Genomic DNA, 20,599 nt, shown 5'->3' with positions numbered 1-20,599 from the left:
CCGGAAGGACGATGATGAGCAAAATCACCAATGAATCAAAGCGGTCCCTCAACCGTCACGTCGCCGTTGTCGGCGCACTGTCTCTCGCGCTGGTGTGCGGCATAGGCGGTTGGGCGGCGACGACCGAGCTTTCCAGCGCCGTCATCGGCGAAGGCGTGGTCATCGTCGACGGCGACGTCAAGAAGATCCAACACCCGACCGGTGGCATTGTGTCGAAACTCCTGGTCGCCGAAAACGACCATGTGTCGGCTGGACAGGTGTTGATACGGCTCGATGGAACGACGACGAAAGCGCAGCTCTCGATCGTCGAAAGCACGCTGGCGCAGCTTTATGCGCGTCGTGCCCGTCTCAAGGCTGAACGGATCGGCGCCGATTCGTTCAAGGTCGAGGAAAACATCAGCGATCTGATGACATCCAGCGCTGCCGCATCCAACAAGGCGGCGTCCAGAAATGCCGCACAGGACCTTCTCGACGGCGAACAGAAATTGTTTGACAGCCGCAGGTCGGCGCTCGTCGGAATGAAGAGCCAGTTGGCGTCGCGCAAGGATCAGCTGGCCGAGCAGATCAAGGGTCTGGTCGTTCAGATCAACGCCACCAATGATTCCCTCAGCCTGATCGAACAGGAACTGGAAGGCGTCGATGCGCTCTACAAGAAGGGACTGGTCACACTGCAGCGCTTGAACGCGCTCAAGCGTGCACGCGCCGACCTTCAGGGCAATAGCGGCCAGGAAATCGCCGCAAAGGCGGAGGCCGAAGGCAAGGCGATCGAAATCGATCGCCAGTCGATCCAGCTGGACGAGGATCGCCGTTCGGAGATTGCCAAGGAACTGACCGATGTCGAGGCGAAGATCGCCGAAAATGAAGAGCGCCGTGAAACCGCGCTCGATCAGCTCCGCCGCCTCGATATCACCGCGCCATTGAGCGGCAGGGTCCACGAACTTGCCGTTCATACGATCAACGGCGTCATTGAGCCGGGCCAAACGCTGATGCTCGTCGTTCCCGAAAACGACGATCTGACCGTCCAGGCGAAGGTCGCTACCCGCGATATCGACCAGCTCCATGTCGGCCAGTCCGTCGATGTGCGTTTCAGCGCCTTTGATCAGCGCACGACGCCGGACGTGCGGGCGGTGATCACCTCGATTGCGCCCGATACCGTTAAGGATGAGCGAACCGGGATCAGCTACTATCCCCTGCGCGTCAAGCCGGAGGCGCAAAGTATCGCGAAGCTGAAGTCGATCAAGCTCTATCCCGGCATGCCGGCCGAGGTCTTTATCAAGATTGCCGACCGGACCGTCATCTCCTATCTCACCAAGCCGCTGACCGATCAGATGCAGCACGTCTTCCGTGAGGAATGATCGGCGGCTTCCGCGCGCCGCTGCTGCATAACGCAGCCGCTGAGGTCAGCTTTGCCCATTCGGCTGGGGCAAAGCTTGCCTTGGCGCCATCCCGGCGCGTGACGGATAGCTCCCGCCGCGATAGGGTCTCTTCATGATATGTTTGCGGCTTTGGCGAGCGGTGCCGACGGAGAGGCGACTGGCATGGGCGTGGGTTCTGCTTTTGGCCTGCCTCGTCATGGTTTCATCGACCGGGGAGAGTGATGCCGAGGACCTTCCGCCGGTGAAAATCGTGGCTTTCGGAACATCGCTGACGGCGCGCGGGGGATGGCAGGCCGGACTGGAGGCAAAGCTTGCCGCCTGCCTGCAGAGACCGGTCAGGGTCGACAGCGTCGCCAAGAGCGGCGAGACGTCGGCCTGGGCTTTGAGCCAGCTGGACCGCGTCGTTGCCGAAGAGCCGGATATCATTCTGATCGAGCTCTACGCCAATGACGCAACATTGCACCGGCTCGTGTCGCTGGCGCAAAGCCGGAAGAATATCGGCGACATTCTCGATCAGCTTCATCGGCGCCTGCCGCGCGCGCGGATCATCCTCATGGCGATGAACCCGTTTTCGGGGCTGCGGGGACTGATCCGTCCCTTCGTCGGCAGTTATATCTCGGCCCATCAGGCGGAGGCACAGAAGCGCGGTTTGGAGTTCGTCGACCACCGGCCGGGCTGGGAGCGCCTAAGCGCGGACGATCGGGCCGCCGCAATTCCCGACGGCGCGCATCCGCGGCCGGAAGCTGCTACGAGGATCATCGTGCCCGCACTCGTCGGACACATTGCCGGCCGCGATTGCGGAGAATGAATCTCCGCCTTCTCAACGGCGTCTGCGGCCGGTCGCGGGCTCAGCCTGCCGCGAGATAACCCTTCAAATAGTTGACCAGCGACGTCCGGCCGACATCGGACGGATCTTCATGAGAGGGACTGCTGAGGTCCTGCAGGAGATAATCTTTCAGTTCGTCATCGTCATGCGCGACATAGATGCCCGGCCGGTCGACGAGCTGGCTGACGGTCGCCAGCTGATGATCGTTTCGGTGTTCACCAAGGGCGGCCTTGCGGGGAACGAGGATAATCGGTTTGCCGAAACGTTTCGCCGTGAGCACGGTGCCGATGCCCGCGTGAGAGACGATGACGCTCGCCTCGCGAAACATCCTGTCGAAGTCGGCAGGTTCGATATTCTTGATCCATTTCATGTTCTCAGGCGTGTAGGTGCCTTTGCCGATCTGCGCCAGAACCGGCCTGGGCAACTCTTTGGCGAAGGCATCGACCGCCTTGACGAGGCGGTCGAACGGCAGCTGGGTTCCGACGGTGACCAGGATCAAAGGACAGCTCCTGCGTAATGCGGCCCGTCCGGCCGCGACAGATGTTGCCATTGCGTGAGCCAGAGCGTGGCAATATGGCCGGCCAGTTTCCCCGAAAGGGACAGTTTCTCGACATTGGCCACACTATCGATCCAGATCGTGCGCTTGCCTGTCAATTTGCCGGCAAGCAGGCAAAAAAGCCCAGGCGCGGCACCGGTGGAGATGATGACGTCAGGCCTGTGCTTGATGACGATGGCGAAAGCGCTGAAAAAACACCGGATCGACATGGTGATCGAATCGCGGCTGCAATCGGGAAGGACCAGTCCGTCCCGAATGTCGTATTTGGAAAGCAGTCCCGGTATGGTGGTTGCAAAAATGATGTCGCAGCCCTCGAAGGCGCTGCGCATGGTCATCAGCTGTTCCCAATGGCCGCCCCCTGACGACGCAGCGAGAACCTTCAATTTTTTCTCAGCCATAGACAGGCTTCTCCTATGTTTGAGCGATGATTAGAGGCAAGACCATTCCACCGAAACCGTGGCTGTAGCACGGCAGTTTAATCGAATTCTAACATCATTGGCCGGCAGGTCGAGCGCATGGGTCGGGAAAATCTCAATTCGGGGCAGTGGCTCACCTGACATACTTATAAACGGATCCCGCCATCGGCACTGCCTGAAGCGCCATCTTGGCCAAAATCGGCAATAATGTTCCTGATATCATCAATATAGCGATCATGAATGCAAACCATGGCCCGTGATAGGGCAGGATCTTCACATAGACACCCTTGGCTATTCCAATGAAGATCGTATTGAGCAGATAGATCACCATCGAATTCTGGCCGAACCAGAGAAGGATCTTGTCGTTTTCGAAAATCGGCAATCTGACCAGAGCATGCAGGAACGGGATCGACGCCGCCCCACATAGAAGAAGCCAATAGGGGAAGCTCCGGCCGATATAAAGCGCGGCCGCGAAAACGATCAGCCAGACGACGATATATTTGGAGAATATATTGAGCGCGTAGGCGGAGTATTTGCAGCTCAGCATGCCGGCGGCGAAGAATACGAAATAGCTTAGAATTCGCGCGACATAAAACCTCTCCGAAGCGGGGATGAAGTAGATCGCCAGCGAGAACAGGAAAAGGATGCCGATCTGCCGGCCGCTCAGCCGCCACAGGATGGGTGTCAGCACCGAATAGACGAAAAGCACCAGAAGGTACCAGATCGAAATGGTCGGGTTGTTCGGGCTGTTCGAAATTACCGCCCATGGCCCCTGCCAGAAGCCGCTGACGCCATCGTCGACGTGAATGAACATCTCGGCGAACTGCTTGCCGAAGACGTTGATCAGGCACATCAGGATAAACGGGATCAGCAGCCGGTCAAACCGCTTGGCGAAGAACGCGCCGAAGTTCCGGTCAAGCGCGTTGTGCGCGCCGGTGAAAAAGAACACGAAGCCGCTGAGATACATGAAGAAGGGCATGTGGAACGTGTAGATCGCCGCTTTCGTCGCCTGGTACCATGCCTGTTCGCCAAGCGTGCCCTGCATGACGAGGTGGCCGTAGACGACCAGCAGGATGCCGAGGCCTTTGCCGCGCTCGATATCCAGCAACTTTTCGCGTTCGACGCTGACCGTGGCTCTCTTCGATTCCGGCACGGCCATTGGGGCGCTGGTCATTGCCTACTCTCCTGAAACGGGTTGTGAATGGTCGAAGCTCCGCCGCCCGGCCGATCTTCTCGAGAGAAGCCGCCGCCGACGCGGCGGGACAATGGGTTCCGTCGTCATGGGCAAGACGGAGACGAGGACCGGCCATAGACCGATCGGCGCGAGCATCATTCCCGCTTCGGTCATCGCGCCGATCATGACAAGAAGGATCAGGGCGACCTCTTTCGCCTGGACGGTCTGAAGCTGATGGCTCTTGTAGACCGCGGCAATCTTCTTGAAGATCCGCGTCAACAGGAAAGCGATCCAGCAGAGAAAGCCCGGAATACCGATGTTGAGACAAATCTCAAGGTAGGTGTTGTGCAGCGAGCGGACGGTGTGGCCGAGACGGACATATTCCTCGACAATGTCGGCCTGCCGGAACGTGGCGAAGCCATAGCCGAAGATCGGCCTGTCGTAGATCAGCGGGATCACCTGTTCCCAGATATCGGAGCGGCCCGACAGCGTCAGGTCCTTGCCGAAAGCTTCCGCGACGGCTTGGGCGACGCCGAGATAGGCGATCGATCCGGCGACGCCGATGAGGAGGCAGAGGAAGAGCACGATGAAAGCGCGGGCCATGCTGTGCCTGACGCTTTCCATCATCTTCAGGCCGAAAATCGTCGCGAGACCGATCGCCACCATGACGACGGCCGTCGACGACAAGGAGACCACGACAAGGAGCAGGGTCAGCAGGATGGCGAAGCTTCTCAGCAAGCCGCTGTAGCGCAGCCTGGGGGAGGGCAGGCGATGGGAAATAAGCACGATAAAGCAGATCGCGCAGAACTGTCCCATTGTATTCTTGTGATAAAACAGCCCCTTCACGGCGCCAGCCAGCGAGCCGCCCATGATCCCGAAACGCGGGAAGGCGGCCGTATAGAGGACATTTGCGAAGGCGGAGAAAACGGCAAAATTGGCAAGGAGACGTAGGGTTTCCTCGTTGCCGTAGCGCAGTCGAAAGAGCAGGGGACCGAGCGCCAGCAGACCGACGGCCGCGGCGCCGCGAACGGAGGCGCCGAAATCGAGCGAACCGGCGAATGACACTACGATCGCAAAGATCACGGCACAGACAAGGGGTGAAATGCCGCGGAAAAAGGCGAGGAAGCGGTTCGGTTCAAGAAGACAATAAAGGCCGATCAACGGGATCAGCGAATAAAGCATCAGCTTCTGAGGAAGCGGATCAACAGACACGCCTTCGTCGAAATTCGCAGGATAACCATACCACATGCCGGTGGCCCGGAGCAGTGCGAGGTAGAATATGCCCGTCAGGAGCAGACGGACGAGCGTCTCCTTTTTTATGCCGTGGCGCGGCCGTGCGCGGGTGGCCGGCCGCAGGCCGATATCTCCGTCTCGAACATAGGTAGGGCTGACACTCATCCGAGGACGCTCCTGCAAACAGTATCAGAGGACGGCATTGGGCTTATATTCCTGGTATGCATGTCCGAGGATGCCGTTGACCATGCCGGCGCCGCGCAGCACGTGGGTGAGCGCCCGCATGCCCCAATAGGGTGAAATCACGATTGCCGGCAGCATGGCCAGCCCGAGCATCACTCTCGAGGCGCCATAGGCGGCGCGATAGAGCCGGCGCTTGAGATTGCCGTGCAGGACCTCACTGACGGCGAAAGTGTTGCCGAGCCGGTATTGCCGCTGCAATACCCACTTCCAGGTCATACGGCTGGCAGGAACGATATCATAGACGAGCGCCTTGTCAGCCCAGAAAACCTGCATACCGCGGCGAATGGCCTGATTGAAGAAGAGATAATCGGTGCCCCCGGTGAAGCGCATCTTCTCTTCGAAACGCAGATTCCACGAGCGGATCAGCGGATAATCGAACATGACGTTGTTCGAGGCCGCATAGGAAATGCGTTGACCGTCCTTGTTCTTCTTGCGCTCGAAAACCTTCGCCTTGATGAAATATTCCGGCGGGTTGTCGGGATAGACAGGCTGGACGGGGCCGTAGACGCAGTCGGCGCGGTTTTTCTCCCGGGTCTCCAGCATCGCATCGAGCCAGCCATCGACCGGCCATTCGTCATCATCGAGAAAGCAGAAGAGGTCGGTGCCGGCAGGAGCTGAATCCATGGCGCGGTTGCGCGCAAAGGGTATGCCCTGGTTCGGCTCGACGACATAGATCAGATCATAGGCGCCCGTCTGGCCAAAGCCTTCGACCGTGGCTCTTGCACTGCCGGCCGCATCATTGTCGACGATTACCATGGTCAAATGATAGGGGCGAGCCGGATGCCTGGTCTGGCGTGTCATCACATCTAGCAGCTTGGCGATCCCGTCCAGCCGCCGGTAGGTCAGCACACCGACGGCGATGTTCAACGCCGACATGCCTGGCTGATCGGCTTTAGCCGATGAATGCGGGAAGGTGTCTTGCCGGTTCATGACTGTCCTCCGCGCAACATATTTCCCAGTCGCTTGCGCACGGCCATCAAGGCCACTTCGGTTGCGGCATCCTGACCGAAGGGACCGCCGGCGACGGTGTTTCGGGCTTCGCTGCGGAGCTTGAGCAGCGATGTCGTTTGCGCAATACCGCCGGCCACCAGACTCTTGCCGAGCGCCTGCAGCCCGTCATAACGGCGCGCCAGTTCCAGCCCGGTGGCGATCATGATCCGCGGGCGAAGCGTCTTTGCCCTGCTCGTGCCCGTGTAGCGGTTCGACGCATGAATGCGTTGGAATGTCAGCGGCGTCTCGACGATGGCGCCGCGGCCGAGATATGCTGCCGCGAACTTGATATAATTGTCGCTGAGAACGACATCCGTCGCCACGGACATCGGCAATATCTGAGACAGCAGGGCGCGGCGGAAACTCAAGCCGGATGTCGGCACCGGAAGCGAAGGAAAACCGCCTTTGCGCAACGTCTCCCGCTTGTCGAACAGCGTCACCTGCAGCTCCACGGGAGGCTGGTCGTCTTCTTTGGTCGTCACACGGTCGAAGCACCAGTCGATCTCGTTGCGGTCATAGATTTCGGCAATGCGCGCCAGTTTGCCGGGAAGGAATGCGTCGTCGGCGTCGAGGAGAAAGAGGATATCCCCGCTCGCCGCGTCAAAACCGGCATTGAAGCTCGAGGCCTGGCCGCCGTTTTCCTTCAGCACGGACCGAATGCGCGCGCCGTAGGAAGCGAGGATCTCCCTGGAATCATCCGTGGAGCCGTCGTCGACCACGATGACCTCGAAGTCCGGATAGTTCTGCGACAGAACGCTGTCGATGCATGGGCGCAGGAATTGCACATAATTGAAATTGTTGATCAGCACCGAGAGTTTCAAATTACCGTCTCCGACAGCGCCGCGTCTTTTGAAACGCGCAAAGGACGCTGTAATGCTTTGAGGTGCCGCATGACTTATCCTCTAATTGTTTCTGATTTAAGGAAGCATGCAGCTGGCCAATCGATTACCGCGCCAGGGTCCCAGGCGCGTATCGGCGAATTCCGGCGCGGTAGCCGCGCATATAGTAATATTTCCAGATCGCCCAAAAACGCGTCTTCGATCGCGGCAGGAGATAAAGCAGGGCTGCACGGAAGGCCCATTGCGCGCTTTCGATCCAGGTTGGAAGCGGAACTCCGCTTAATCTGACACCTCCGGGCACCTCGTCGGGAAAGAGCGCCGGCATGCCGTAGCCAAGCCGCTCACCTCTTTTCTGCACCCAATCCTCAGTGACGCTGGATGCCGGTATCCAGTGATGAACCACGGCTTCGGCGCATCTATAGGATTTGACGCCATTTGCCGCGAGGCGAATGATGATTTCGGCATCCTCGCCCATGGCAAAAATCTTTCCCGGAAGAGGACCGATATCTTCGCGATAGCGTACGCTCGTTCCAAGCAGCTCCCGCCGGATGATCGTATTCGGACCCCAGACTTTTGTCGGATCACACGGTCCGCTTTGTGTTTCATCGACAATCGCAAAGGTGGATCCCATCGGAATCCATTCGATAAAAGGGTCTTTAGGCTCTTTTTCCCAATCGGGGACGATTCTGCCGCCGAAGACGCCATAACCCGGATGGGCGAGGGCGCAATCGACGATCGCCTTCAGCCAGTTGGGTTCGGCGCGAACATCGTCATCCGTAAAGACGATGAGATCGCCCTTCACCCGGTCCAGAGCCAGGTTCAGCGCCCCCGACTTACCCGGCGTGGGGTGCTGCAGGATGATGATGGGCAGCTTGTCGCTATAAGATTTCAAAAGATCAAACGTGTCGTCATTGCTGTTGTTGTCAACGGCAATTAGTTCCCATTGATCATGAGGAAGCTCCTGCCTCAATAAGGAATCCAAAGTGTGGCGCAACCGGCGGCTGGCGCCGTTGTAGGATGAAAAGAGTACGCTGACGAAGAGATCCGACATCATTTACCAATCCTTGTGGTGAGGTCGAAAGAGAAAAGCCGCATGTTTTGCCCGCCGAAACGCTCTGCTGCCCACATCAAAGCGGCAATCTTTGAGGTATTTTCCGATAGCGTTGGTATATTTTCGTAAGAACCTTCGCGATCTCGGCTTCAATGCCGATCTCTGAACGACCCCCAACTACCCATAGCAATACGTGAACGCCGCAATAGACAATTCCACCAACAGAAATCATCCACGCCAACGCATAGGCCGCATCAAGGTGACTGGAAATCGGTGCGGAGTTCGCGCCCAATCCCAGAACGACCGCTGTCATCGCAAGGCCACTGACCCACGAACGCCAGGTGACGCTAAGTTGATCCCACAATGTCAATCCGGTGAGTTTCTTAACTACATAGATATTGACGATGGAAACAACGACCCCACCAGATATTGCCCTGGATATGAGCAAGCCGGGCAGCCCATAGAAATATAAGCCGATAAACACAATTGGCACTCTGAACATCAGGAGAAGGAGCGTCCTGTTGAAGAGCATCTTTGTCTCGCCAAGGGCGGAAGCGAGCGCATTTGCCGGGCCAAAGACAATCTGCCAGCCCAAGATCGGAGCGATAACCTGAATTACGAGTACCGCTACGGGCCAATGCGGTCCCAGAGCAAGATAGACAAAGGGCTCGGCAACCAAAGCTTGGCCAGCGCCGACAGCCATGCCGATCGCGAAAAGTGAGGACTGGCTCCGTTGAAACGCGCTCTGAACGCGTTGCTTGTCATCGGATATTTTCGCAAAACTCGGGAATAGAACGCGCTGTAGGGGCAAAATTGCTGATTGAGTTATCAAGCCTGCAGTATTGTTTCCAACGTTATAGGCGCCAAAGGTGGCGATTCCGAGCCACCCGCCGGCCAGGAAGTTATCAAATCGGTTGCCTACAGCTGAGACGGCTTGGTTCAGCGTCAGCCATATGGAAAAGTGTAGAAGCTTGGATAGCGATCGGAAGGAAATTTTTGGGACGTAAGGTGACGCCATAAACGTCATGGCCGTTCCGACAACGCTCGCTGCTACCGCTCCCGCGACGATTGCCCAGTAGCTGTCGGTTAGATAGGCCCATGCGACGGATACGATGAATTGTATCGTGAAATTGAGCCCCTCTTGGAAGGCGACTGTCCCGAAGCTCAATTCTTTAGAGTAAATGATGTACTTCGGGCTTCCGAGGCCCGTTAGCAACGGTCGAACTGCCAAACCCGCACATACACCGATTAGCCGCTCATCACCGTAAGCTTCGGCCATTATGTAGCCGCTTACCACCATAACAGCTGCAAGCAAGACGCCTCTGATCGCCCCTAAGGTAAAGGCTGTGTGGAAATCATCGTCCGTGATTTCCTTTTGATGAATTAGTGCGCTGCCGAGGGATAATTCCGTTATTGCAAGCAGAATCGTTAAAAGGCTCGTTCCCAATGCAACCAGCCCGAAGTCCTCCGGGGATAGAAGGCGAGCAAGGACGACGGTCGTCGCGAGGAAAACAGTGCGATTATAAATCACACCAAAGAGCAAGATCGCCGACGCATTTAGCGCTTTTGCCCCGATTTTTTCGTTCTTCTGGCCAGCCAAGTTTGCATTCTCCAATTGAACAACGAGCCCTTGCTCAAGACACAAATTTTTCGACTGTCCTGATCGCCTCTTGCATCCTTAGAAGCTTCTCGTCGAACAAAGCCTGTCCACTTAAGTATTGAGGAGATTTCATAGCCTGTCCCAACGCCCGCCTCGCGTTAGCTTTGCATAAGGGTTTAGTAATTCGAGCAAATTTTGAAACTGCCTTTCTAGTATGCTGTATGCTCTTCGTAAGATGGTGTAGTTGTTCATAGCTCGGCGAAAATCGGCGGCTTAGGTAATCTAAGTACATTTTCCTATCTTGCCCCGGCCGAATTGTATCTGTGCCGTGGATGCCGAATTTCTTCATGTTCCCGCGAAGGCCTTGGTAGTAAATAAAATCATCTGCGCTTATCGACGGCAGTGATATCGGTCTGTAATCAAGGCCCATTGAATACGTCCAGTCTTTCCATTTGAATTCATCAATGTGAGGATGAATCGTAACGGGAATCCACGGGATTCTCATTGTGTCTGCGACGATAGCGCCATGCATGGCTTCAGTTATGACCAGCTTTGCCTCGCCGAACTTCCTCAAAATCTCGAGTGTATCTGTTTGGGGGCTGACATATTCCATGCCCAGTTCCGTCGCGATCGGTTCCCACGAACCTCTTTGAAGTGACGATCTATGCGGCATGAATATGATTTTTTCAGGCTTGTCCTGTTTTGTGTAGAGATTCTGGGTCAGGGCCAGCAGGATTGCCCCGTCAGTGACCGAGAGATTCGGCTGACCCAAGACCGCAGCCGATAGGGGGCCTCTGACCGCCGCCAGGCACCAGGCGGACATATCGGACGGGGGCGTTCCGTAAGATACTCCGGTACCTAAAACCGCTATTTTCCTGTCGCCGCCGACAAACTTCTCCAGGCGCTCTGAGGTGAGAATGCTTCCAATGCCAACGACGGTTAGATCTGGTGATTCCAAGACATTTTTCGGCAAAACCTCCTTCCAGATATAAGCATTCAGATCGTCTCCAAAATTGAACTTCGGATCTTTGAAATAGAATACGTCCATGGAGAGGGTCCTATGCGTTCTTGAATTTGTTTGCGATTTTCTTGGTGATCGCGCGGGTTAGAATTCTCAGGGGAATATCCGCGTTCGAAAAATCGCCAAATATAGCGCGAACTAGAGTGACATGGTTTCCTGATACCATATGGTGGTGACATGCTCGCTCTGTGGATAAGCGGAGGAGTGCCTTTTTCCTCGCTAAAAGAAGGTGCCTTGCCGATTTGTCGGTTGCGACCCTTTGGTCTTTCATCAGGCGGGCTGTCGCTTCAACCTGATCCCGATAGTCGACTACCGTGCGGCTCCATCCTGAGGATCTGGTCGTATAGATATAGCCAGGTTCCCTCAAGAGCAGCATGCGGCCCGTGTGCAGAAGAATGTTGACGTAAATAAGAAAATCTTCTCCGTGCCGCCGCTCTGTTGGGTAAGCTATATCGTGTTCGATGAGGAATGAACGCCGATAGAGTGGTTTCAAAAGCCCATAGTCAGCTTCTGTTGCGTAAGGGCGCGCTTGACGTAGGAAAGCATGAAGATCGACCAGTTCCTCTTTTGGAGTCGTGGACAGGGCGGGCTTCCCCATCTCTCCGGATTGGGCATCAAAATAAAGGAAGTTGTCGGCTGCGAAATCCACAGAGTGCCTTTCGGCAGCTTCAACCAGTCGGCTTATCCGTCCAGGCGCATAAGCATCATCGGCATCAAGAACCGCTATCCATTTTCCGCTAGCAACTCTAATAGCCTCGTTGCGGGCGGCCGAGGGGCCGCTGTTTTTTTGGAGACGAGTAATCCTAATGCGGTTGTCAGAAGCCATCATTTGGCGGACAACGTCGACTGTATCATCGGTGGAACAATCGTCCGCAACAATGACTTCAAGGGCGGGGTGATCCTGAGTCAAAGCTGACATAATCGCACGCCGAATAAAGCTGGCGCAATTGAAGGCAGCTATGATGACAGAAACTTCTACACAATCATCTGACGTCGTCATTCTTGCACCGTCAGTCGGTCCATGGAACGAGACCCCGGTTGCTCAGTGATGCGGTTGAATGATTGAAGCAGTGCGCGTGTCTGCTTTTCTTCGTTGAATTCTTCTTCGACAATCCGACGCCCCTGCAATCCCATCGCTTGGATTAGGTGAGGACTGATGATCAATTGCTCCATCGCGCGCGATAGAGCCTTCGTGTCGCTTTCTGGTACGAGCAGACCTGATTGCTTGTGACTGACTAGTTCTGGAATACCGCTGTGTTGGGTACTGATAACGGCAATTCCCATTGCCATAGCTTCCATGATTGACACGGGTATGCCTTCCATATCCCCATCGGCAGCCGTAACGCTTGGCAGTACAAAGATATGTGCTTGACCTAAAAGTCGTCTGATCTCTTGGTGAGCCATGCCGCCGTGAAAATGAATCCGGTCTGCACACCCCAAATCCTGAGCGAGGTTGCGCATGTCGTCGAGCAGCGGTCCGCTGCCAATGACGTCGAGCGATAGATCCAGATCTGGCCGTCGAGACACAAGCTGAGAAAAAGCCTCAATAGTGAAACGATGTCCTTTCTTCTCTGTCATTCGCCCGATTGTTATAAGGCGTATTTTCTCACCCGGGACGATGCTTCTGGCCTTGCAGCCAAACGCCTCGCAATCGATCCCAAGGCGGATCGTCTTCACTTTCTCCGGGGGGGCGCCAAGGTCGATCAAGCGGCTGCGCCACAGATCGCTGATCGGAATCAAGAGGTCAGATTGTTCAAAAAGCTCGCGATAGACCCGCGGGGATCGACCGTCCATATATTGTGTGAGGTCATACCCATGAAAAACAGTCGTTATTGGAGCGTCAATGAGCCCGAGCCTTTTCAGATGCGCGACGACGCGTCCCGCCGGTCCGAAGTGGCAATGGATGACTTTCGCCGTTGCGCCGTCTGATCGAAGTTTGGCGGCGATACTGAATTTCAATGAGATCGGCAAATTGATCTCACCGTCACGAGAAGTGAGGAGGCGCCAAAGCGCGCGTATTTTTCCGCGTGAGAGAAGCTCAGCCGCCCCCTTTGCCATGATTGCTATCCGGACTGAGCGTCTCTTAACCGCTGTCACATATCGAATGCGATCGGCAAATCCATAATTTTCTGGCAAAGTCGATATATTGTCGATCGGTCGGCTCAAAGCGACAACGTCAATATCGGCGCCTAGATTCCCGAGAGCTTTCATCTCGTTAAAGACGAAGGTTTGTGTCAGCTCGGGAAAAGACAGAGAGAAGTACGTAACTTTCAAGTTATTCCTCGTCTATGATATTGGTTCTGCGGCGTGGTTGTGAGCCAGGCCCTTCAGCCTAGTTGTCGGCTTCGACGTGGCTAGCGGTACTAAAGCCATCCTCTTCAAAATGCTTAGCCACCGGCGCGAACCCCCAGTTCAGACGCATGGGCGCGAGCACCGCGCTGCTTTATAAATTGATGTAAGATGCCTTGTCGTAGGGACTGTTTCCAAAGCAACCTGAAGCGTGTTTCACCAGAAGGCAGTCTGCGAAACAGCGAACAGACAGGTGCCATTGCGAGCCAGAGAAGGGCAGTGCTTGCTGGAACGCCAGCGATTTTTCGTTTTCTATCGAAGAGCGCCGAGCGGAGCACCACCATACCCATTCCATAGCGCTCGGCGCGCGCTATTGCCCAGTCTTCCTCGACATAGGTTGACTTAATGATGTGACGGACTTTTGGGCGGCGGGAATGGTAGGCTTTTGCCCCGGCGCCCTCCAGCCGCATTGCGAAGGCGGTATCCTGCCCCATTGGATACTGTTTAACCGATGCATTTGGCCCTAGATTATCGTGCACCACATAGCCTGATCCGATAATGGCGCGGCGGAACGCTGAATTTGGACCAAAAATATATCCGGCTAAGGTGGGGCCTTCCTCGAGGCTCTCGTTCAGGGCATAGAGGATGGCTGCGCGATTATCCTTCAGAAGCCACGGAAATCTTGGCGGGCTTTCCCACTCGGGTAAAATAAGTCCTCCGAATATGCTGAATTCCGGCTGTTCTTCAGAGAGGCGGATGAATTGGTCGAGCCAATCCGGATCCGGAATGACGTCGTCGTCCGTTAAAACGACGAGGTCGCCCTCCAAGTGGCGAAACCCCAGCGCCAACGCGCTTTCCTTCCCCTGCTTCTGCTCAAAATACACCTCGAGCGGGAGACGGTCCTTGTAAGAGTCCAGAATCTTGGCCGTATCGTCCGTGCTGTTGTTGTCGACCGCGACGATCTTCCAACGACCTGGCGGAAGTGTACAGGCGCAGAGTGCATCCAGCATGCGCGGAAGCGTCCTTGCACCATTGTAGGTAGAAAACAACACGGTGATTTTAATACCTGTCATATCATTCCTCGGAGACACTGCGCCTAATCTGGAAAGCTTCAATTATTCGCCTGCTGCCTTAAATGCATCCGATGACTCATTCGTCGCCATGCGGCCGTAACGCGAAATGATCTTGATGTCGCTGCGGATTATCTTTGCCGGGTTGCCGGCGACGAGCGAGCGCGGCGGCACGCTCTTGGTCACCACCGAGCCCGAGCCGATGACGCACTCATCGCCGATTTCGACGCCGGGCAGAATGATGCTGCGGGCGCCGATGAAGCAGCGTTTGCCGATCCTCGTGTGCAGATAGAGGCCGCGCGTGAGGTCGTGGGTCAGGATCGCGGCTTCGAAGGCGACATAGGTCTCAGCGCCGATATGCAAGCCTTTCGGGTTGGTCTTATCGAAGCGCACGCTTAAGGAAAAGCTTGCCGTCGGATCGATGTCCATTCCCCAGAATTTCGTATAGTAGAGCCACTTGGCCCTGACGATTCCGTTCCGCAGCGGCCGAAATACGTTCAGTCCCCACTTCGGCTTCTTTCCTATCTGCACCATCAAGTCCGACCCCGGCTGGAAAATTCGTCTAGCACGGAACTGTAATAGTCCTCGAGCATCCCCGTTTGTCGACGTATGTCGAAGCGCTCGGCCACCAGAAGCGGTGCCCGCGCGCTGAAGGTTGTCCACAGGGCCTGGTCGTTGAGCAGCTTTCCAACCGCTTCCGCCATTCCCGCGACATCCCGCTCCTCCACGAGATAGCCAGTTTTCCCCTCCTCGATCGCTTCGCCCACGCCTCCCGAGCGAAATGCGACGACCGGAGTGCCGACGGCCTCGGCCTCAAGATTGGCGAGGCCGAACGCTTCTGCGTGACCATTGTCGAGGGTCACGCTGCCGTGGAGATAAAGCTCTGCACTGGCCAGCAGATCCCTTATCTCAGTCTGCGACAGATTTTCATGGATCGTGACGCTTGGCAAGGAACGACGCGCTAGCGCCTCGATTTCCTCTTTCAGCGGTCCCTGACCCACCATGACGAATTCGACCGGCGTGCCGGTCGCCGCCACACGCGACAGCGCGTCGATCATGAAGCGGTGGCCCTTATAGTCGACGAAACGGGCGATGGAAACCACCAGTCCCTTTTTTCGGGGGCGAGGTTCCATTTTGAAGAGATCGAGATCGATGCCGATGTGGTGGCGATAGACGCGGTCGGCACGGAAACCGAGCGCCAGCAGCCGGTCGCGGATGAAATCGGAAACGGCGATGTTCCAGCTGTTCCAACCGGCCATCTCGCTCCGGCCCTTGGCGAAGAAGCGCACCTGATTGAAGCCGCCCGGTTTTTTCGGATCGCCGCGATAGGTGGCGTCGAAGCCGTGAAACGTTGTGACGAGCGGCTTGCCGGCGGCCCGCGCCAAGGGACCGATGACGTAGCCGTTCTTGCCGAAATGCGCGTGAACCAGATCGGCCCGGCCGATCGCGGGAAAGAGCGAAGGCAGGCCGACCTGTGGAATTTTCAACAGCAGTTCACCGGCCCGCGCGATCGGGGACCGGCGGATGTCGTGAACCTTAACAGTGGATTTTTTTGTGTGGGCCGAGGAAATTCGCGTACCGGCAAGAATTTCCGCCTCGAACGAACGAAACGCTACCGCTTGATTGAGGACAAATGCCTGGCTGGCAGGCAGAAATTTTTCCACATAAATAACTGCCTTTTTCATGAATCTGTCGACGTCTCCGTTGTCTTGCGCATCACATCGCCTCTATTGCCCGCCGGATGCCATCAGCTGAACTGCGCGGCGCGTTGTTTTCATCGTAGAGATTAATGCGCTTTGTGCAGGCTGCATCGGCATCGGTCTCCGTTTCATCGGGCTCGCCGTATTTTTCCGACATGCCCCATACGGTGACGCCTTTCAAGTCGCCGCGTTCGGCCGCCACGGTGATCACGTCACGAAAAATATCGGCGTAGGCGGCCGGCGTGAAGCCTTGGTCGTGCTTCAGGAAGTGGCAGGAAGCATCGAGTTCGGTGATATAGACACCGATACCCATATCCTTCAGAGCCGCGCAAAAACGCCCCATTCCCTCCGGATCGATCCGGTCGAGACCCGGGCGGAAATGCGCCTGCAGCCCAACCGCGTTGATCGGAGTCTCGCTGGCGACGAGCTTCTCGACGATTTTGAGAATGTGCACGCGCTTTTGTTCGAAAATGTCGGATTTTTTCTCAAGATGCGTTTCGTTGAGTACCAGCGTCGCAGCCGGATCGGCCTCATGCGCCATATCGAAACTCATGCGAATGTAATCGTCGCCGAGAAGGCGTCGGAAAACACAATTTCTGAGGTCGGGCGCATCATATTCCAACGGCTCGTTCACCACATCCCAGGCATCGACGGAGCCCTTATAGCGAGCGACAACCTGTTTTATATGACGGTTCATGACCGTCCGGAGGGCTCGCGCGTCGGAGATCTCAGACACCCAATCCGGGGCGCGATACCAGATCAGCGTATGCCCATAAACCCTCATGTTGTTTTTTCGTGCGAATGCAACCATCCTGTCGGCGCCACCGAAGGAAAAAACGCCGGGACTTTTTTCCGTCGCTTTCCACTTCAATTCGTTGCGCGGCGTTATGGAATTGACATTGTCGACATAGAGCTCACAGGCGGCTGGATCGCCAATATTTTGCAGGTCGATTGCCGATCCGAACCGTAACGATTTGCTGTCGGCAAGGGCGCGCAGCCCTGGTTCCGCCGGCGCCTTGGCCAGGACCGCGCCCGCCTGAACAAAAGACAGCGCGAGCGGAAGCGAAGCGAGGAAACGTCTTCTGTTCATTCTAATCCTCGCTGTGGGCTTTTCTCATGTCCGGGACCGAACTTGCGGCAGCCGGGTCGGTTTGCGGCGGTTCCGTACCGAGTTGCGTTTGCTTTGGCGGAGTGATGCAACCTCTTACTTTCCCTGGAGCGAATACTGTATCCGCTAGGCTTTTCAGTCTGTGCCAAGAGATAGATCTTCCCGGAGGACGCTCGTGATGGAAGATTGGTTCAGCTGCGTAATGAGCGTTTTTCATATGGCATTTCAAAATGCCGTTTTTTTATGGCGACCCTTCGAAACGATTTCTCTCGTCTCGATGACCTACAGTGCGCAGCCTTGGTTTTTGACGGCAGCGAACGTCCGCGCGGGGACAGTTTTGAAAAGAGCTTTACCAAATTCTGGCCCGGCGTCACGACGATGCAGGTCGCATACCTGACAGACAGGTCATGCGGGCGGCCTCGACCAGCGTCCGCAGCTGCTCATTCCCGTTTTATTGCGCTGATGCCGGCGCCGATTGCGCGGGGTCGATCTCAGCCGTCGGCTCCGGCGATGGAAGCCAGGTTCTGTCGGAAAAATAATTTCTCGTTCTCTTTTGGGGTTCCGAGGCCGCATCCAGCGAGAGCGTAAAATTGTAGCGTTCCGGGTTGAGCACTTCGCGGCTGAAGGTGATGCTGGCGCCGAAACCGTCTTCCTTGATGTCCCTCAGATTCTTGATTGCGTTCAGCGCCTCATGAAAATCCAGCCATTGCGGCTGGCTGAGCATGACCTCGAAAATCCGCAGGATACTCGGGTCGAGCTGGCCGTTCTGGTCGGTCTCTGGATTGACGATCTTCACGCGCATGTTGTTGATCGTGCCGGCGGCGTCGCCGCGAACAATGACGAAGATGGAACTGGGAAGTTGATCATTTTCACGTTTGCCGCTGTGTTCGAAAAAACATTCGAAGGTAGCGGCGTTGAAGCTCGCCGCCGCCCAATCGCTGGTTTGGATGCCGGCGTCGCGCAGGGCCGCGCACATTGCCGCTCCTGAGATGCGCCACGTCCGCAGAAAGGTTGATGCGGTCTGCGCCATAGGCGGTTCGAGGGCATGTAAGGGAAGCCTGGCGGAGGCCGGTGGTGCCGGGCGGGGAAGCTCCTTCGGTGGCGGCGGCTTGACCTCATATGAAAAGAGATTGAGGCCGAAATAGCGATCGATCGTCCTCAAGTGCTTCATGTCGTTGGAAAGAAGCACGGTTCCGATGATGAGCGACAGGGAAATCGTCAGCAGCAACCAGAAGACCACGGGAATCCGCGGTTTTCCCACCGGCTGTTTCGCATATACGGGCGACGGATTGTCGGGCAAGCTTATCTTCTCCGAATACGCGAGAAGGGTTTCGATCGGGCTGTCTTGATCCAGCAGTATACATCCATCCGTTAAATATCTTTGGCTTGCTGTTCGGCATTCTGCCGCGTCGGGCGTGTCATCTGCAAGAAGCGCGCGCTTCAGATCTGCCGGAAGCGGCTTGAGTTTCCCGATCTTGATACTCTCAAATGCACCGGCCGCTATGGCCGCAGCCAAGATCGCGGATGATCCGCGGCCGTGACAGGCAAAACGGTCAATGCAGTCTCCTATGCTTGTCGGCCTCTTTCGTTTTTCTTTCTTATGTCGACGAGATTTCAGAGTGACCGGTTCCGATCCAATATCAGTGCGTGCAGCCATCTGTTGCTGCTGCCATCTTTGTTTCATCTTTCGCGCAAAGGTTAAGATTTTTATTTAAAAACTACAGGTTATATTCTTGATAGACATCCAGTTTTGCCGGGTTTTACCCAATTTTCGACGTATTCTTCCATAGGGTCTGCCGCGAACTTGCAGAAAGGAGAGGATATGTCCGTCGAACTGGACGCGACCACCTATATCCACGCTAAACCGACAACCGCGCATTCCTACATCCTGCCAACTGTACTTGGGGTGCTGGAAGGCCATTTTGCGGGCTCGGCGAAGGCCGATGTCTTCGATCTGGGATGCGGCACGGGCGGGGCGGCCGCAGCTCTTGCGAAAGAGGGATATTGCGTCGTCGGCGTCGATCCTTCAAGCGATGGCATCGCCAAGGCCAATGTCAAATACCCCGGGCTGCCGTTGAAGGTTGGTTCGGCCTATGACGAGCTTTCCGGGGAATACGGCACCTTCGACGCTGTGATCAGCCTGGAGGTGGTCGAGCATGTCTATGATCCCAAGGCCTTCACCTCGACGATGTATGATCTGGTCAAGCCTGGCGGCATCGCCGTGGTATCGACGCCCTATCATGGCTATCTGAAGAATGTCGCCCTGGCAGCGCTTGGGAAAATGGATGATCACTTCATGCCGCTGAAGGATCATGGACATATCAAGTTCTGGTCGAGAAACACCCTGGGCACGCTGCTGCTTGATGCCGGATTCCACAGTATTCGTTTCGAATATGTCGGAAGGATACCTGCTCTTGCCAAGTCGATGATCGCCGTGGCTGAAAAGCCTCTTTAGGAAGACAGGGCGGCAGGCAGATTTTGACGATCCGCCGCCGCTCTGACTTGCGCGATAATGTACTCCTTATATGCTGTCATTGTACGCGCCTGCGATAATCCACAGGTTGTTTGTACTGTGTGCGGCGCTGAAAAAAATCCTTACAAAATATTTACTTTTAGTTGCATTCTTGCGCAAATTCTCCATTATACAGCGGGCGTGCTGATAAAGCGGGAGACTTGTTTTCATGAAGGCCAAATCGCCGAATTCGATCGACGTCTATGTTGGCAACCGCGTGAGAGTTCGGCGAAAGACGCTCGGGATGACCCAGCATGGTTTGGCTGAACTTCTGGGCATTACCTTTCAACAGATTCAGAAATACGAAAAAGGAACCAATCGTATCGGCGCCAGCCGTCTTCAGCGCATTTCCGAGATCCTTCGCGTGCCCGTCGGCTTTTTCTTCGAGAACGGCGGTGCCGGACCGATCGAAGGTGAGACGAGCGAGTTGAACAAATTCCTGTCGTCGAAGGAAGGACTGGCGCTCAACAAGGCGTTTATCGCCATTGAGGATCCGAATATCAGGCAAAAACTGGTGGCACTGGCCAAAAGCCTGGCGGTTACGGGCTTGCCCGACATCGACAGCGAGCTGCAGGATCCGGTGGCGCACTACTGA

At 56.0% G+C, this 20,599-nt stretch carries 20 protein-coding genes; 4 read left to right on the top strand and 16 right to left on the bottom strand.

Features of this window, described 5'->3' with window-relative positions; all coding sequences use genetic code 11:
• The first annotated feature begins 14 nt into the window (after positions 1 to 14).
• Together N2597_RS15280 and N2597_RS15275 are read left to right on the top strand one after the other, a co-directional pair.
• Entirely contained in the window at positions 15 to 1,355 is a 1,341-nt protein-coding gene (locus N2597_RS15280; RefSeq protein WP_077990034.1) for an HlyD family type I secretion periplasmic adaptor subunit, read from the top strand.
• 133 nt (positions 1,356 to 1,488) lie between these two features.
• On the top strand, positions 1,489 to 2,184 hold the full coding sequence (locus tag N2597_RS15275; RefSeq protein WP_183598387.1) for an SGNH/GDSL hydrolase family protein: 696 nt from the start codon (positions 1,489 to 1,491) through the stop codon (positions 2,182 to 2,184).
• A gap of 40 nt (positions 2,185 to 2,224) precedes the next feature.
• Here the strand turns inward: N2597_RS15275 and N2597_RS15270 are convergent, their stop codons facing one another.
• The 16 genes from N2597_RS15270 to N2597_RS15195 all read right to left on the bottom strand — a co-directional run bounded on the left by N2597_RS15270 (position 2,225) and on the right by N2597_RS15195 (position 18,792).
• Complete coding sequence (locus N2597_RS15270; protein WP_009994997.1) at positions 2,225 to 2,701, bottom strand: glycosyltransferase; 477 nt, start codon at positions 2,699 to 2,701, stop codon at positions 2,225 to 2,227.
• The gene (locus N2597_RS15265) at positions 2,698 to 3,156 is read right to left on the bottom strand and encodes a glycosyltransferase family protein (protein WP_016733851.1); all 459 of its coding nucleotides are present in this window, start codon (positions 3,154 to 3,156) and stop codon (positions 2,698 to 2,700) included. Before N2597_RS15265 ends, N2597_RS15270 begins: the two co-directional genes overlap by 4 nt.
• Positions 3,157 to 3,307: 151 nt before the next feature.
• Positions 3,308 to 4,348 carry an acyltransferase family protein gene (locus N2597_RS15260; RefSeq protein ID WP_183598385.1) on the bottom strand — a complete coding sequence of 347 codons (1,041 nt, stop codon included), beginning with the start codon at positions 4,346 to 4,348 and terminating at the stop codon, positions 3,308 to 3,310.
• 3 nt (positions 4,349 to 4,351) lie between these two features.
• Positions 4,352 to 5,746: an O-antigen ligase family protein gene (locus N2597_RS15255; RefSeq protein WP_096768908.1), complete on the bottom strand. Its 1,395-nt coding sequence runs from the start codon at positions 5,744 to 5,746 to the stop codon at positions 4,352 to 4,354.
• 24 nt (positions 5,747 to 5,770) lie between these two features.
• The gene (locus tag N2597_RS15250; RefSeq protein WP_183598383.1) at positions 5,771 to 6,754 is read right to left on the bottom strand and encodes a glycosyltransferase family A protein; all 984 of its coding nucleotides are present in this window, start codon (positions 6,752 to 6,754) and stop codon (positions 5,771 to 5,773) included.
• Entirely contained in the window at positions 6,751 to 7,635 is an 885-nt protein-coding gene (locus tag N2597_RS15245; protein WP_183598381.1) for a glycosyltransferase family 2 protein, read from the bottom strand. Before N2597_RS15245 ends, N2597_RS15250 begins: the two co-directional genes overlap by 4 nt.
• Before the next feature lie 124 nt (positions 7,636 to 7,759).
• Positions 7,760 to 8,704, bottom strand: a complete 945-nt coding sequence (locus N2597_RS15240; protein ID WP_077990035.1) for a glycosyltransferase family 2 protein — start codon at positions 8,702 to 8,704, stop codon at positions 7,760 to 7,762.
• A gap of 76 nt (positions 8,705 to 8,780) precedes the next feature.
• The gene (locus N2597_RS15235; protein ID WP_225881412.1) at positions 8,781 to 10,304 is read right to left on the bottom strand and encodes a lipopolysaccharide biosynthesis protein; all 1,524 of its coding nucleotides are present in this window, start codon (positions 10,302 to 10,304) and stop codon (positions 8,781 to 8,783) included.
• 34 nt (positions 10,305 to 10,338) lie between these two features.
• A complete protein-coding gene (locus N2597_RS15230; protein WP_009996572.1) occupies positions 10,339 to 11,352 on the bottom strand; it encodes a polysaccharide pyruvyl transferase family protein in 1,014 nt (337 codons plus the stop codon).
• Between the two features lie 10 nt (positions 11,353 to 11,362).
• Positions 11,363 to 12,325, bottom strand: a complete 963-nt coding sequence (locus tag N2597_RS15225) for a glycosyltransferase family 2 protein (RefSeq protein ID WP_096762251.1) — start codon at positions 12,323 to 12,325, stop codon at positions 11,363 to 11,365.
• Complete coding sequence (locus tag N2597_RS15220; RefSeq protein WP_183598379.1) at positions 12,322 to 13,599, bottom strand: glycosyltransferase; 1,278 nt, start codon at positions 13,597 to 13,599, stop codon at positions 12,322 to 12,324. Before N2597_RS15220 ends, N2597_RS15225 begins: the two co-directional genes overlap by 4 nt.
• Before the next feature lie 113 nt (positions 13,600 to 13,712).
• The gene (locus N2597_RS15215; protein WP_077989918.1) at positions 13,713 to 14,687 is read right to left on the bottom strand and encodes a glycosyltransferase; all 975 of its coding nucleotides are present in this window, start codon (positions 14,685 to 14,687) and stop codon (positions 13,713 to 13,715) included.
• Positions 14,688 to 14,729: 42 nt separating this feature from the next.
• Positions 14,730 to 15,218: an acyltransferase gene (locus tag N2597_RS15210; protein ID WP_106796611.1), complete on the bottom strand. Its 489-nt coding sequence runs from the start codon at positions 15,216 to 15,218 to the stop codon at positions 14,730 to 14,732.
• Positions 15,218 to 16,369, bottom strand: a complete 1,152-nt coding sequence (locus N2597_RS15205) for a glycosyltransferase (protein WP_039621504.1) — start codon at positions 16,367 to 16,369, stop codon at positions 15,218 to 15,220. The genes N2597_RS15210 and N2597_RS15205 overlap by 1 nt, the downstream gene beginning before the upstream one ends.
• 31 nt (positions 16,370 to 16,400) lie before the next feature.
• Positions 16,401 to 17,474, bottom strand: coding sequence for an endo-1,4-beta-xylanase (locus tag N2597_RS15200; protein WP_096762253.1), 1,074 nt, complete (start codon positions 17,472 to 17,474; stop codon positions 16,401 to 16,403).
• Positions 17,475 to 17,943: 469 nt separating this feature from the next.
• Complete coding sequence (locus N2597_RS15195; RefSeq protein ID WP_183598508.1) at positions 17,944 to 18,792, bottom strand: DUF6030 family protein; 849 nt, start codon at positions 18,790 to 18,792, stop codon at positions 17,944 to 17,946.
• A gap of 522 nt (positions 18,793 to 19,314) precedes the next feature.
• Here N2597_RS15195 and N2597_RS15190 point away from each other — a divergent pair.
• Positions 19,315 to 19,947 (top strand): class I SAM-dependent methyltransferase, encoded by a 633-nt coding sequence (locus N2597_RS15190; RefSeq protein ID WP_038690699.1) that lies wholly within the window; start codon positions 19,315 to 19,317, stop codon positions 19,945 to 19,947.
• 226 nt (positions 19,948 to 20,173) lie between these two features.
• Positions 20,174 to 20,599, top strand: a complete 426-nt coding sequence (locus tag N2597_RS15185; RefSeq protein ID WP_096762254.1) for a helix-turn-helix domain-containing protein — start codon at positions 20,174 to 20,176, stop codon at positions 20,597 to 20,599.

The organism is Rhizobium sophoriradicis, assembly GCF_025200795.1.
Classification (GTDB): Bacteria; Pseudomonadota; Alphaproteobacteria; order Rhizobiales; family Rhizobiaceae; genus Rhizobium; species Rhizobium sophoriradicis.
Note: the sequence above shows the minus strand (reverse complement) of the source record. Positions and strands in the feature narration are given on the sequence as shown.